The following is a 14,461-nucleotide window of genomic DNA, read 5'->3' as shown; positions in this document are numbered from 1 at the left end:
TTATAGACCTGCGAGGTTCTGCAACTGGAGGATCGGAAGCAGGATGGCGAGAATGATGAGCGCGACGCAAGACCCCATAAGGACAATTATGACAGGTTCGAGAAGCGCCATCGAGGCGGCGGTAAAACGGTCGAACTCGCGTTCGAGATAGTCGGCGGCGCGTTCGAGCATCTGTTCGAGCCGCCCGGCGCTTTCGCCGCTCGCGGTCATGTAAACGAGCAGCGGCGGAAAGACTCCGGCATCGCGAAGCGCCGCCGAAAGGCTGCCGCCGGCGCGGACCTGATCGACGATATTCGCGGTCGCGCCGGCCAGCGCGGCGTTGCGGATCGTCGGCACGGTCAGGCGCAGCCCCTCGACAAGCGGCAGCCGGCTCGACACCATCGTCGAGAGCGTGCGCGCGAAACGCGCGGCATAAAGATCGCGGAGCAGGCGGCCGAAAAGCGGCAGGCGAAGCAGGCGGCCATCGACGCGCGCCTTGAAGCCGGGGCGGCGCATCGCGGTGACCCAGCCGAAGGTCGCGGCCGCGAGCAGCAGCAGGACGAGCCACCACCAGCTTGCGGCGAAACCCGAGATCGCAATCACCGCGCGGGTCAGGAAGGGCAATTGCTGGCCGACATCGGTGAATTGTTCGACGACGCGCGGAACGACGAAGATCATCAGCGCCGCGACGACCCCGATCGCGACGACGGCGAGGACGATCGGATAGGCGAGCGCCGCGATCAGCTTGCCGCGCACTTCGGCCTGGCGTTCGAGCAGGTCGGCGAGGCGCGCGAGGATCGTCGTCAGGCTGCCGGTGGTTTCGCCCGCCGCGACCATCGCACGGTAAAGCGGCGGGAAGCTGCCCGGCTGGCGCGCCATCGCATCGGCGAGGCGGCGGCCCTCGAGCAGCCCGGCGTGGACGTCGGCGATCACCGCGCGCGCGCTTTCGGCCTCGCTCTGGCGCGTCAGCGTGCGCAAGGCTTCCTCGAGCGGCGCGACTTCGGCGAGGGTGGCGAGTTGGCGCGTGAAGAGTGCAAGTTCCTTGCTTGAGAGCTTTGCGCGGCGAAAGGCAAGCAGCGAGCGCGACGCGGGGCGCGCGCCGGCGCTTTCCACCGCGACGATATGGAATTTGCGCGCGGTCAGGCTGGCGCGCGCGGCATCGTCGTTTGCCGCAGTCAACCGTCCCTTCCGCTCGCGCCCCTGCGGGTCGATCGCCACATAGCGATAATCAGGCATCGACATCCTCGCGCCGCGCGACGCGGATCGCCTCCTCGGCCGTCGTCAGTCCCTTGGCAACCATCGCGCGCGCCGCCGACGCGAGCGTCGGCGCCTTCAGGAATGCGTGCTTGGCGATCATCGCTTCGTCGCCGCCGGCATAGATGTAGCGGCGCACCGTTTCGTCGACCTTGATTGCCTCGAATACCCCGATGCGGCCCTTATAGCCGGTCTGGCCGCACTGGTCGCAGCCCTTGGGGCGCCAGATGACGGTGCCGATGTCGAGCCCGAGCATCGCGGCGACGCTGTTGTCGGCCTGCACCGGTTCGCGGCAATGGTCGCAAAGCTTGCGGACGAGCCGCTGCGCGATCACCGCGCGCAAGGTCGAGGCGAGCAGGAAAGGTTCGACTTTCAGATCCTTGAGGCGCGTGATCGCGCCGACCGCGTCGTTGGTGTGGACGGTCGACAGGACAAGATGGCCGGTGAGCGAGGCCTGTACCGCGATATCGGCGGTCTCGCGGTCGCGGATTTCGCCGACCATGACGACGTCGGGATCCTGGCGCAGGATCGCGCGCAGCCCCGCGGCGAAATCGAGCCCGACCTTGGCGTTGACCTGCGTCTGGCCGACGCCGTCGACGGCATATTCGACCGGATCTTCGACGGTCAGGATGTTGCGCTGGCCGTCGTTGAGCTGCTTCAAGGCGGCGTAGAGCGAGGTCGTCTTGCCCGAACCCGTCGGCCCGGTGACGAGGATGATGCCATTGGGTTCGGCGAGCGCCTCGCGCAAGATCTGGTCGGCGGCGCCGGTCAGGCCAAGGACGTCAAAGTCGATCCCCGCGCTGTCCTTGTCGAGGATACGCATCACCACGCGTTCACCCGCGCGGCTGGGCAAGGTCGAGACACGGACGTCGACCGCCTTGCCCGCCAGCGTCAGCCCGATACGCCCGTCCTGCGGGATACGGCGCTCGGCGATGTCGAGCCGCGCCATCACCTTGATGCGGCTGACGACGACGGGGGCGACGTGCGGCGGCATGCGCAGATGTTCGCGCAAGACGCCATCGGTGCGCATCCGCACGACAAGCCCGCTTTCATAGGGTTCGATATGGATGTCGCTGACCCCCTGCCGCACCGCCTCCGCGATGATCGCGTTGATCAGGCGGATCGCGGGCGCGTCGTCGGCGCTGTCGAGCAGATCCTCGGCGCTCGGCAGGCTGAAATCGAGATCGCCGCCGTCGAGCGAACCCGCCATCGCCGCCGCCGAGGCATCGACGGCATAATGGTCCGACAGCAGCCGGTCGAAGTCGGCGACGCTGGCGGTCGCAACGCGCAGCGGCTGCGCCAGATAGCGCTTCACTTCGATCAGGACCGCGGGATCGCTGCCCTCGCGCAGCGTCGCGAGCCACGCGCCGTTTTCGCCCGGCGCGATGACGACGCCATGCGTCCGCGCGAAGCCATAGGGGATGTCGACCGGCGCCGGCGGGGCGGCGATCGGTTCGGGATCGGTCACGGATAGTCTCTGGCCGGCGGTGCCGGCGCGTTCGAGATCGAGGGCGGCACCTCGGTCGGCGTGACGCTGCCGTCGGGGCCGCGCAGCGCGGGCAGGTCGACGGGGCCGACGGTGACATCGCTCGCCGCGGGCGGTGCCGGCGGCGTCGTGCCCATATAATCGCGCACGAGCGTGTCGATCGCGGGTTCCTCGTCAGGGTTCCGGTTAAGCTGGAACTGGCGGATATAGCCGTAGCGGCGCGCGGTCAGCGCGGCATTATCCTCGCGATTGCGCAGGATCGTCGGGCGGATGAAGACCATCAAATTGGTCTTCGTCCGGCTGCGGCTGCGCGATTTGAAAAGCTCGCCGAGCAAGGGAATATCGCTGAGCAGCGGGATCCGCTCGATCGTCTTGCGCTCGTCGTCGTTGAGCAGGCCGCCGATCGCGAGGATTTCGCCGTCATCGACGGTCAGCACGGTTTCGAACGAACGCTTGTTGAGGATGAGGTCGCTGTTGCGCGACGACACCGGTCCGGCGACGCTCGACACTTCCTGGCGGAGGAACAGCTTCACCTCACCCGCGCCATTGACCTGCGGCGTGACCTCCAGCTTGATGCCGACCTCTTCGCGCTGAACGGTGCGGAAGGCGTTGTCGAAATTGTCGCTGAGCGCCTCGCCCGTCGTGATCGGCACTTCCTGTCCGACAAGGAACTTTGCCGCCTGATTGTCGAGCGTCACGATATGCGGGGTCGCGAGCAGGTTCGATGTGGTGTCCGATTTGACCGCGTTGATGATCGCGCCGAAGATCGTGTTCTTGCCGATGTCACCCGCGAAACCCGCAAAGCCGCCGGTTGCGGTCAGCAGCGACGCCGCTGCCGCCTCCTGCAGACTGCTGCCGAGCGAACTGTTCGTCTGGGTCACCGTCGTCGTACCATTGACCGTCGTCGTCTGCTGCGACAGCTGGTTCGCCGCGTAAGCGCCGCCCAGCGTGAAGATATTGGGCTGCGCATTGCTGTAGTTCGTCGCGACGAACGGGATATTCTTGCCGCCAAGCAGGAACTGGACGCCGAGCCGCTTCGCCGCATCGTCGCCGATCTCGACGACGATCGCCTCGACCAGCACCTGTTCGCGGCGGCTGTCGAGCTGGCGGATCAATTCGCCCAGCATACGCTGCACTTCGCTGTTCGCGGCGACGATGATCGCATTGGCGCCCTCGTAGCGGGTGACAATCGCCGGACCGCGGGTCGCGATACTGCCACCGCTGCCACTGACCGATGCCGATGCGGTCGGCGCCGCCGCCGTGGGAACGGCCGAACCGCTCGACGACGACGAAGAGGATGATGACGACGAAGAGGACGCGGGGGGCAGCCCCGCCTTTTGCGCCGGATCGCTGCCGCCGCCGACGAGCTGCTGGATCGTCGGCAACAGCGTTTCGGCATTGGCATGTTCGAGCCAATAGACGCGGAGTTCGGTGCCGCCGGCCGCTTTCGCGTCGAGATCATTCGCCATCTGGACGAAGCGCGCGACCATCGCCTGGTCTCCACGCAGCGCGATCGCGTTGCTGCTGTCGATGGGCACGATCGCAACAGGGGATTGCGCGCCCTCGCCCGCCGCGGGCACCAGCGCTTGCAGGGCCGCGGCAATTTCGCGCGCGCCGGCGTTTTTCAGCGTCACGATCTGGCTGGTCGAACTGTCGCGGTCGATGCTGCTGGCGAGCGCGCGGATGCGGCGAATATTGTCGGCGAAGTCGGCGACGACCAGGCTGTTGGCGTTGCGGTTCGCGGTGAGCGAGCCCTGCGCGCTGACCAGCGGGCGCAGCGTTTCGACCGCCGACACCGCGTCGATGTGGCGCAGGCGGATGATTTCGGTGACGAACTGGTTCTGCGCCGCGCCGCCGCTGCCGATGCGGCCGGGCTGCGCCGCAGCGCCGTCGATCGGCTGCACCCGGTAGCTGCCGTTCGGACCCGGCACCGCGACGAGGCCGTTGGAGCGCAGGGTCGAGAGGAAAATCTCGAAATATTCGCTGCGCGACAGCGGACGGTCGGTCACCACCGACACCTTGCCGTTCACGCGTCCGTCGATGACGAACGTCCGCCCGGTGATTCGCGCCGCATCCTGGATGAAGGCGCGAATGTCGGCATCGCGGACGTTCAGCGTATATTGGGCATGCGCCGGCGTCGCGGAAATCAGGGCAGCGGCAAGCATCAGGGACAATTTAAGACGCATAAGACCTATTGCTTCGAGAGGAAGATGGCGACGGGAACGACGCTGGCACCACGCTCGACTTCGAGCGCGATGCGCGCGCCGGGCGTGAACTGGCCGGCAAGCGAGGCGGCGTCGCCCGCGGAGCCGATCGGACGTCCGCCCACCGAACGGATGACATCGCCGGGACGCAACCCCGCGGCGCGGAAGACGGCCCCGTCGCCCTGCGGCTGGACCGCGAGGCCGGTAACCTTGCCGTTTTCGGTCCGCGGCGCGAAACCGACACCCGACTTGAGCGCCGCGGGCGTCATCTCGCCGCTGGCGGACACACCCGGCGGGGCCGACGCCGGCCCGGTTTCGGGGGTCGGCGCGGCAATCGGTGCGGCGGGATTGGCGACCGGCGCCGCGCCGCTCTGGTCGAGGAACAAGCTCTCGCGAGCGCCCCCGCGATCGAGCAGCACATGGTCGAAGGCGACGCCGGCGAGCTTGACGCCCGGTACAATCTCGTCGCCGACGGCATAGCTGTTCTGCACCCCGTCCTCACCGGCGATGATCGCCGAGCCACTGCCTGTCGCTTCGTTGATATTGACCCCGAACAGGCTGAGACCGAGCGCGGTGACCGTCGCGCTCGCCGGTCCTTGCGGCGCGGTGCGAAAATAGGGGTCGAAGCTGGCGAACAAGGCGCGGCGTTCGGCGGGCGATGCGATGACCGCCGCCTGCGGTTGCCACGCGCCGAGCGGCGACAGCGGCACGATCAGGACCCAGAGCAGGCGAACGCACTGCCAGATCAACAGCGCGCCGAGGATGGCGATGAGCAGCAGCGGCCAGATACCCTGCGGGCCGCGCTTGCCAGCCCGCAGCCAGACGGGAAGACCGCGCGGCAGCCGAACGGCCGATCCGGACATCAGCGTCGCCATGAAATCGTCCCTGTCCCCCAACTGAAGTGGCCGCTCGCGAATCGCCTAGAGGCGATTGATGACAATCAGTTGACGGGAAGATTACAGTTTTTTGTCAGCCGGGCGAGTCCGGTGCGACCGGGCCCGCCCTGCCTGATCAGAATTTGATCGATGCGCTGAGCGCAAAGACGCGGCCGAGATCATAGCCGTTCACATTGATGCGATTGCCGCCGATCTGTTGATATTCGACATGGCCGCGACCGGTCAGATTGCGCGCCTCGAACTTCAGTTCGACATCCTGCTTGAAGAGCTTGAAACCCTGCCGCGCAACGAAGTCGATCCGCAGCCCAGGCGCTTCGATGATGTCGGGTTGTTCGGTATTGCTCAGGCCGCGGCTGATCGAACGCTTGCTGGCGTAAGTGATCAGCAGCGTCTGTTGCGACAGATTGTCGGTATCCTCCAGTCCGATCTGGATATTCGCCAGATGCTTCGACTGGCCGGTCAGCGGGTCGCCATCGGTGAAATAGTCGGTCGCCTGGGTCGACGACGAGGCAAAGACGAATGTCTTGTCGTCGACGCCGACATGAATTTTCGACGTCGTATAGGTATAGTTTCCGACCAAGACGAGCCGCCGGCTGCTCCAGAGACCGCCCCAACCGGAAAGGTCGAAATATTTCTGAAGCTCTACCTCGCCGCCGTAAAGATCGGCCTCGGGCGCGTTGGCGAAGCTGGTCGTGAATTCGGCACCGCTGACGAAGGTTTCGATGGGATTCTTGATCCGCTTGTAGAAGCCGGCAACCGAAACCCGCTGGTCGCGGTCGAAATACCATTCGTATCGCGCTTCGGCATTCGTCAACTGGCTGTCGACGAGCAGCGGGTTACCGAAATATTGGCGGTTGCTGTCGGGATCGAAGTAGAATTGGTACAGAAGCTCGCGAAACTGCGGCCGCGCGATTGTCTTCGACGCGTTCAGGCGGATTTGCATATCGGGGCGAAATTGCCAGGTCAGCGTCGCCGCCGGCAACCAGTAATCGCGATCGAGGTTGGTGGACGCGGTCGATGCGCCCGGGGTGTTGAACACCTGGATCGGGGTGACGACCTGTTTCGCCGTCTCGTAGCGGACACCGGCATCGAGCTGAAAATCGCCGAGTTGCAGGTCGATTTTTCCATAGGCGCCATGATTGCGCAGCGTTGCGCGGAATGCAGGATTGCCTTCGTTGGTTTCGACCAATGCGATGTTGTAATAATCGATGATCGCATCGCCCAGCAGCAAGTCGGGGCGCAGCATGCCAACGCCGGCCGGAAAATCGGACGGCGCCTGAAACTGAAAATCCCGCCGCGAGCTGGTGCGGTTGGTGTCCGAATAGGCATAGCCGACGGTCGCCCGCAATTCGGACGCGAACCGATAAGAAATATCGACCCCGCCCGACCAAAGATCCTCGTTGAGGTCCGAATAGCTGACCGTGGCGTTGCCGCCATTGCCGTTGTTCAGGCGGTTGACGAAATAGGCGCCATAGGGGTCCGCATCGACGTTGGTGCGCACATATTCATACGACAGCTCTTCGGGTGCTTCGCGCTGCGAATTGGCATAACCACCGCGCAGATCAATGCTGAGATCGGACATCGGCTTTAGTTCGGCAACCAGCTGAGTATCGATCAGCTGGCGCTCATACCAGGCCGTGTCCTGCTGCATGAAGTCGGTAACGTCGTTGCCGTGACGCTTGCCGATGCCAAGCCGCGCATGCTTGATCGTGTCGCGAATATAGAGGTTGGTCCAGCGCAGCTTGTTGTCGCCGAATTCCAGCCCGAGGCCAAGCAGGCCGTTCACGACAATGCGATTGTCGGTGGTCACCCGTTCGAAATCCGATTCGAGGTCCGACAGGTCGCTTTGCAACGACGACTGGTTGATCGCTTCACGCGTCGTCGTCTTGTTGCTGTAGCCCGCCGCAGCGATGACGCCGAGGACCGCCGAGCCAATGTCGAACGATTTGCCGGCGGTCAGATTGGCGGAGAAATTCGGCTGGCTATGCTTGTCACTTTGCAGGATCGAATTGCGACCGTTGACGATCTGCTGCGAAATCGGGGTCGTATCGACATTGCCCGAGCTGATCCGCTCGCCGCTCTTTAAAAAGGCCGCCAGTGCTGGCGGGAGGTCGCGCTGACCATTGTCGAAGCCGGTCCAGTCGCTCTTGCTGCCATAATAGGTATAGCCAAGCTGATTGGTCGTTTCGGTATCGAAGCCGATCCCGCCACCGACCGAGATAAAGGCTTCGTCGGGGGTTGCCTTGGTCGTCAGGTTAATGACGCCGCCGCCGAACTCGCCCGGGAAGTTTACCGAATAGCTTTTCTGCACCAGCGACGAGGCGATGACGCCACTTGGAAAAATGTCCAGCGGAACGACGCGCTTCAGCGGCTCGGGGCTCGGCAAGGGGGACCCGTTAAGCAAGGCGAGTGAATAGCGGTCGCCAAGACCGCGGACATAGACAAAGCCATTGCCGACGACGCTGAGGCCGGTCACGCGGCCGAGTGCGCCGGCGATATTGCCTTCACCGGTGCGGGCGATTTCTTCGGTCGAAAGGACCGAGACGACGGCAGCCGAGGAACGGGCGACGTTGGCGCTGCGGCGGCCGGTAACGACGATTTCGCCGCCGGGAATGGAAACTTCGGGAGCCTGCTCCTCGACCTGGTCGTCCGGCGTGTCGGCGGCCGTGACATCGTCCGCCGGCGCGGCAGCGGCCGGCGGCGCATCTTGGGCATGGGCCAGCGCCGGCGATGCCAGCGCTGTGGTGACGAGCATCCAGGATGCGAGCCGCGACCTATTCATCTTGAAGTCCCCCTGGGGCAGAAATCTTGTAAAGAAAGGGGGGCCGTCATCGACCGCCCCCCTTTGTCAGTTCAGGCGGTCGCTCAGGTCGTCGGCAGCGAGGTGCATGCCGAACCCGAACCGAAGTTCGCGATCGAACTGTCGCACGTCCAACCCTTGTACCAGGTGTCGCTGCTGTTCTGTACCGCACCGATCCAGGCCGTCTTGGTGAAGAAGGACGAGCCGGGGGCGGTGGTCGAGTCGAACGGCGTAACGCCATTTTCGCCCGCGCCATTGATGAACAGACCGGTCAGCGTCGAGGTGAAGGCATCATTGTTGCCGTTGGTGCCGGTGGCAAAGATCGACGCGACCTGTGCGGCGGTATAGGCGCCGGTGCCGATATATTTGGCGGCATTGCACGACATGACGACCGCGCGCGCCTTCAGCGTCGCCGGGGTGGCACCCGAGCCGTTCAGCCGGATACATTCGTTGTTCGGCGTAGCAAAAACGCCATTGAGCAGCGACAGATCCGAGTTTCCGCGCACCAGGATCGACGCCTGGTCGTTGGATTCGTTGTTGCTGCTGACCGAACCCTGGACGGCGGTGAAATTGGCGATCGTCGTCTTGTGGCGCGGCAGATTGTCTTCAAAGCCGTTACTGTCGACTTCCATCAACGCGTCACCGCTGCCCGGACGCTGCAACAGCAGGACAAACTGGAACTGTCCCTGCAGGCCGGTATCGATGTCGAGGCTGTCGTCATCGGCGCCCGTGGCGATATAATGTTTGAAGTTCACCGCGCCGCCGAAGAATTCCGCGCCATCGTCCGAGCTGTTGTGGCTCTGGACATAATCGAAGGTCGTGCCGGTTCCCATGCCCTCGGCAGTCAGCGCCTGAAGTTCCTTGTCGGCACCCAGAACATATCCCGAGTAGCGAATCTGGGTGTAGGTCACCGATCCGCCGTTATAGCCGTTGTCGTTGCCGCCGAACAAAGCCGGATCGGCCGAGCCTTCGGTCTTGCGTTCGCAGGTGTTGGTGCCCGTCGCGCTCTTGTTCGCCGTGCTGCCCGTGTCGCAGTCGGTGACGATACCGCGGCCCATCATCACGACGCCGCCCCACTGGCCCTGCGAATTGTCGGTGTTGATCCCGACCACATTGTCGCGGCTGGTAAAGATGATCGGCGAGGTCGCGGTGCCGTTCGAAATCAGCTTGTTGCCGCGATTGACCGCGAGCCACGACACGCCGGTGTTGCCGTAGAGGATCACGCCGGGTTCGATGGTCAGGGTCACATTGGTGTCGGCGGTCAGCGTGCGGCCGGCGCAGCTGGCGGTCGAGGTGACAAATCCGCCCGCGCCCGGCGCGCTGAAGCCGCCGTCGCAGCCGACGTCGACGCGGCCCGGCAGCTGATACAGCAGGCCGGCGATCTTGGGCAGCGTGGTGCTGCGGTCGATATTCTTGGGGAGGACGCAGACGCGATATTCGCCCGTCGGGCCGCTGATCGTGCCATCGTCGAGAAGCTGGGTCGTGGCGCCGATCGTCGGGCAACCGCCGGCCGGGGTCACCGAAGGCGGGGTGGGGGTCGGCGTCGGCGTCGGCGTCGGGGTCGGGGTCGGCGTCGGGTTGATGATCACATTGCCGCCGGTGCCCGGCGAAGCGATGTCATCGGCGCCGCAACCGGCCAAAACAGTACAGGCCACGCCGCTGAGCATGACCAAACGAATGCGTGCGAAAGCCGCCATGAAAATCTCCGTTCCCGGTGCGCGCGTCCCGCGCCCCTGCTGAAAAATCACCGGCCAACGAAAAAGGATATGCGCTCGCCCCCGGTGACGCCGCCACTAGGATGATTCGATGACGGTCTGACGCCAGAGCGATGACAATATGGTGACGGTTAGGAGTCGGTTTGATGACAATGGCGGCGCGTGTGGCAACGTGCGGGACGCCGCGCCTTCGCACCCGCAAAAAATAAATGCTGCGAAGCTCGCTTGCATCCCCTGAAAAGCTTTGCTAGGCGCCCGCTCCTACCCGGTGCCGACCCGTTCGGCCCCATCATGATGTGCGGTCGTGGCGGAACTGGTAGACGCGCAACGTTGAGGTCGTTGTGGCCGAAAGGCCGTGGAAGTTCGAGTCTTCTCGACCGCACCATCATCGCCAGTTTATGGCTTATTTTCAATTTATTAGCCTGAAAAGGCGGACTGTTGGCCCACCTTGTTCTTGGGACTGGCAGATGTGCCGCTTACGCTCCGGGACTCACATCCTTCAAATTCCCGTCCTTGCTCGCGGCTGACGATCTGCGGCGCGTCCTTCGATGGAGCAGCGCTGGGATGTCGCCTGGTGTCTCGATCAGGATATCTGCAACGATTGCCGGCTCAAGCGTCAGGCTGACGGCAAGGTAAGGCTCGCCCGCCGCCGCCGAATGCACCGAGCTCACCGCCGGACACCGAAATGCAGGAGCGGCCAATCAATAATATTCCTCGAGAACCAATTCCAGATCGTCTTTGGCGAGCATCGAGAGCGCGTAGCGTGTCCCTGGCGGCCGCTTGCCGAGATTGCGATGGATCAGGGTACCGGCCGCACCGACCCGCTCGTCGTTAATTGCAATAATATTGTCTCCCTCGCAAAGACCGGCCCTTGCCGCCGGGCTGTGCTTCGCGACGTGGATAACTTGCAGGTGATCGCCCGCGTGAAGCACGCTCAACCCCGATGCGTCTCGCACGAATGGCCGGTTCGATCCGCTTGCGCGAACCAACTGCATCCGGGAACGCCCGAAAGCCAGGCGGCAATGAAAGCGCATGAGAAGTGGAAGGCCCATGATCATCGGCGCGGCGAAACGCCACAAGGGTGGAACTGCAAAGGGAACGTCATGGAGAATGACATCGCCCACTCGCAGGCTTTCCAGACGGCCGAGCTGGCTGACAGCGACTCCTTCAACGCCGAGGCTTGCGCTGGAACCCCGCCTCATGCCGCTGAACAGATCATTTTCCTTGGCATATTCGGCGCTGATGTAGAGCGGGGTTGAGCAGCCCAGATCGACGATCGCGGCCGCCTCCAGCCCGGGTTTGGGTTTGATGGTGGTGCAGAAAAGCCCGTCGGCCTTCTGCACCACCGGCAGCCAGTTATTTATGTTGTCGCTGCCATTGGTCCAAAACCGGAGCGCCCCCCGGTCGGGATCGATCTCGACCATATTTCCCGCAAAAAACTCGTGCCCGAGCACCAGATCGATCGGAATTCGCGCGGCGCGCGCCATCGGCGCGAGATCGAGTATCAAGGCCGACGTCGTGAGCAGGTGCCGGGCGCCAGCTTCGATGTGCAATGGTCCGGTCGCCCTGGTTACAGTCTCGCGCGTCAGCGCCGTAACGCGATGATCGCGCACGCCATGCAGTCGATGGCGAGCCGCAAAACCGGCGTCGACCGCGGAGCGCGTGGCCCCGCTGTCAACAACCGCTCTCGTTTCAATGCCGCGGACCTTAACCGGGAGAGTCAGCAGCGAATCCTCGCCGTTCCCACAGGAGACCCACCTCCCCGGAGCTTCCGCGCCCGCTCGCTCCGCAATGGCACCCGCTGGCAAGGCGCCGATCACGCCACGGCTGCCAGTCGTTCGAGCCTTCCCGTCGCACCCTGGAGTTCGACAACAAGGCCCGAGCTCCGCCTCCGTTTGATCCACTCCTCGAGCATCTCGGCGCAGGTGTGATCGATGTGCTTCAGCCGTTCGACATTAAGCCGCAATCGTCCCGCCGCCGGGAGGTCATCGAGGAGAGCGGTGAGCTTGGGCAGGGCCACAAAGGTCGCGGTCCCGTCGAGCATGATCTCGCGCGTCTCACCCTCTTGCCGCTGATCGGTGCGCAGCCGGAGCCTCCGGATGTGCGGCGCGAGTTCGAGCAGCGACAGCGCCAGGCCCACCAGCACACCGGTCAGCAGATCGGTCGTGACGACCATCAGGAATGTCCCCGCCCAGATCAGCGCAGGAAGCGGGCCATAGCGGTTGAACAGATGCTTTACATGGTCGAGACTGACGAGCTTGACGCCGGTGACGACGAGCACGCCCGCAAGCGCTGCCATGGGGATTTCGCGCAGGAGCCACGGCAGCAGCGCGACGAACCCGAGGATCCACACCCCGTGCAGAATCGCCGAAAGCCGCGTGACGCCGCCAGCCTGTACATTGGCCGAGCTGCGCACGATCACGCCTGTCATGGGAAGCGCGCCCGCAACCCCGCAGAGCAGATTGCCGACCCCCTGCGCGCGCAGTTCCTTATTATAGTTCGTGCGCACGCCGTCGTGCATCCGGTCCACGGCCGCTGCCGAAAGCAAGGTTTCGGCGCTCGCGATAAATGCGATTGCGATCGCGGTTGCGATCAGGGCAGGCTCCGCAAAACGCTGGAATATCCCTGCATCGGGTAACGCGATAGCCCCGACAATCGATTGCGGAACATCGACGCGGATGACGTCGAGCCCGAAGCCATAGGCAACGAGGGTCGCGGCCAGCACGCCAATGAGCGCGCCGGGCACGAGGCGCGCGCTTTGCGGACGCCAACGCTCCCAGCCAAGCATCGCTGCAATCGTCAACACGCCGACAGCGAAAGCGGCGAGCGCTCCGCCGCCCGGCGTCAGGCCAAGGATGCGGCCAGGCATTGCCACGAGGTTATCGATCCCGCCGGGGAGCGGCTTGGCGTCGAACAGCACGTGGAACTGGCCGAGCACGATCAGCAAGCCGATTCCCGCGAGCATGCCGTGAACGACGGCGGGTGAAATTGCCCGGAACCAGCCCCCGAGCCGGAAAACGCCGGCCGCAATCTGGATGAGCCCGGCGAGGACGAGGATCGGACCCAGCGCCGAAAGCCCCTGATCGCGCACGATTTCAAAGACGATAACGGCAAGCCCCGCTGCCGGCCCGCTGACCTGCAGCGGAGACCCGGCAAGCGCACCGACGACGATACCGCCGATGATTCCGGTAATCAGTCCCTTTTCGGGCGGCACCCCCGAGGCGATCGCGATTCCCATGCATAATGGCATCGCAACCAGAAAGACGACGATCGACGCGGTGAAATCGCGAGAGAAGGTCTTGCCGAGAGATGGCATGGCGATGTTCATCCCACCGCTTCCGCGAAATCGGCGGCGCGCCGCGAGGCATGCGGCAGCGCGACAGGCAGCGGAGCATCTTCGCGCAGCGGCACGAAGCGGCCGGTCGCTCCGTCCAGGCCGAGTATGCAGCCTGCGTGGATGTCGACGAACCAGCCGTGGAGCGCGATTTCCCCGCGTGCGAGGCCCGCTGCCACCGCGGGATGGGTGCGCAGATGGGCAAGCTGAATGACCACATTTTCGAGCGAGACCGCACGGATCCGCTGGATGTCATCCATTGCCGGATAGCTGTCGGTCACCACCTTGTGCGCGGCGTGCGAATGACGCAGCCATGCCGCGACATTCGGCATGCCGGTCAGGTCCTGATTGACGGCCAGTGCCTTCATCGCGCCGCAATCCGAATGCCCGCAGACGATGATGTCCCGAACGCCAAGCGCGGCGACCGCATATTCGACGGTTGAAGAGACGCCACCATTTTGCGTCGCGAAGGGAGGCACGATATTGCCAGCGTTGCGGCATACAAACAGATCACCAGGCTCGGCCTGCATGATGTGCTCCGGGACGATGCGCGAATCCGCGCAGGATATCATCAGTGCCTTCGGGCTCTGTCCGTCGCTGGCAAGGCGTCCATAGAGCGTGCTTTGATTGGGGAAAGTCTGCTTTTCGAAGGAAAAGACGCGACCGATCAGCTCGTTCACCGGGTAACTCCTTGATTGGCGCCGAAGGGAGAGGCGGCGCGAAGCAGGAGGTAGGCCCCGAACTTTGCTGCGATGCAGCACTTATGTAAGCAAATGTTTCCCGTTGTAAGAAA

The 14,461-nt window shown here is 64.2% G+C and carries 10 protein-coding genes and 1 tRNA gene; 1 reads left to right on the top strand and 10 read right to left on the bottom strand.

What is annotated here, in order from left to right; all coding sequences use genetic code 11:
• The 6 genes from gspF to FHR22_RS00995 form a co-directional block, all read right to left on the bottom strand.
• Entirely contained in the window at positions 1-1,215 is a 1,215-nt protein-coding gene (gene gspF, locus FHR22_RS01020; RefSeq protein WP_166938029.1) for a type II secretion system inner membrane protein GspF, read from the bottom strand.
• Entirely contained in the window at positions 1,208-2,701 is a 1,494-nt protein-coding gene (locus FHR22_RS01015) for an ATPase, T2SS/T4P/T4SS family (RefSeq protein ID WP_166938027.1), read from the bottom strand. The genes gspF and FHR22_RS01015 overlap by 8 nt, the downstream gene beginning before the upstream one ends.
• The gene (gene gspD / locus FHR22_RS01010) at positions 2,698-4,905 is read right to left on the bottom strand and encodes a type II secretion system secretin GspD (RefSeq protein ID WP_166938025.1); all 2,208 of its coding nucleotides are present in this window, start codon (positions 4,903-4,905) and stop codon (positions 2,698-2,700) included. Before gspD ends, FHR22_RS01015 begins: the two co-directional genes overlap by 4 nt.
• 5 nt (positions 4,906-4,910) lie before the next feature.
• Positions 4,911-5,798 carry a type II secretion system protein N gene (locus FHR22_RS01005; protein ID WP_166938023.1) on the bottom strand — a complete coding sequence of 296 codons (888 nt, stop codon included), beginning with the start codon at positions 5,796-5,798 and terminating at the stop codon, positions 4,911-4,913.
• Between the two features lie 136 nt (positions 5,799-5,934).
• Entirely contained in the window at positions 5,935-8,601 is a 2,667-nt protein-coding gene (locus FHR22_RS01000; protein ID WP_166938021.1) for a TonB-dependent receptor domain-containing protein, read from the bottom strand.
• A gap of 83 nt (positions 8,602-8,684) precedes the next feature.
• Positions 8,685-10,316 (bottom strand): hypothetical protein, encoded by a 1,632-nt coding sequence (locus tag FHR22_RS00995; RefSeq protein WP_166938019.1) that lies wholly within the window; start codon positions 10,314-10,316, stop codon positions 8,685-8,687.
• A gap of 316 nt (positions 10,317-10,632) precedes the next feature.
• Between FHR22_RS00995 and FHR22_RS00990 the strand changes: the two genes are divergently transcribed.
• Positions 10,633-10,719, top strand: a tRNA-Leu gene (locus FHR22_RS00990).
• Positions 10,720-10,810: 91 nt separating this feature from the next.
• Here FHR22_RS00990 and FHR22_RS22610 read toward each other — a convergent pair.
• The 4 genes from FHR22_RS22610 to FHR22_RS00975 are packed head-to-tail and all read right to left on the bottom strand — an operon-like array spanning position 10,811 to position 14,348.
• The gene (locus FHR22_RS22610; protein WP_341786574.1) at positions 10,811-11,005 is read right to left on the bottom strand and encodes a hypothetical protein; all 195 of its coding nucleotides are present in this window, start codon (positions 11,003-11,005) and stop codon (positions 10,811-10,813) included.
• Between the two features lie 30 nt (positions 11,006-11,035).
• Entirely contained in the window at positions 11,036-12,154 is a 1,119-nt protein-coding gene (locus FHR22_RS22605; protein WP_166938017.1) for an aspartyl protease family protein, read from the bottom strand.
• Positions 12,151-13,662, bottom strand: coding sequence for a SulP family inorganic anion transporter (locus tag FHR22_RS00980; RefSeq protein ID WP_243853405.1), 1,512 nt, complete (start codon positions 13,660-13,662; stop codon positions 12,151-12,153). Before FHR22_RS00980 ends, FHR22_RS22605 begins: the two co-directional genes overlap by 4 nt.
• Complete coding sequence (locus FHR22_RS00975; protein WP_166940602.1) at positions 13,659-14,348, bottom strand: carbonic anhydrase; 690 nt, start codon at positions 14,346-14,348, stop codon at positions 13,659-13,661. Before FHR22_RS00975 ends, FHR22_RS00980 begins: the two co-directional genes overlap by 4 nt.
• Positions 14,349-14,461: the final 113 nt, after the last annotated feature.

Origin of the sequence: Sphingopyxis panaciterrae, assembly GCF_011762125.1 — a bacterium.
GTDB classification, from domain to species: Bacteria; Pseudomonadota; Alphaproteobacteria; order Sphingomonadales; family Sphingomonadaceae; genus Sphingopyxis; species Sphingopyxis panaciterrae.
This window is presented reverse-complemented; position numbering and strand designations above follow the sequence as displayed.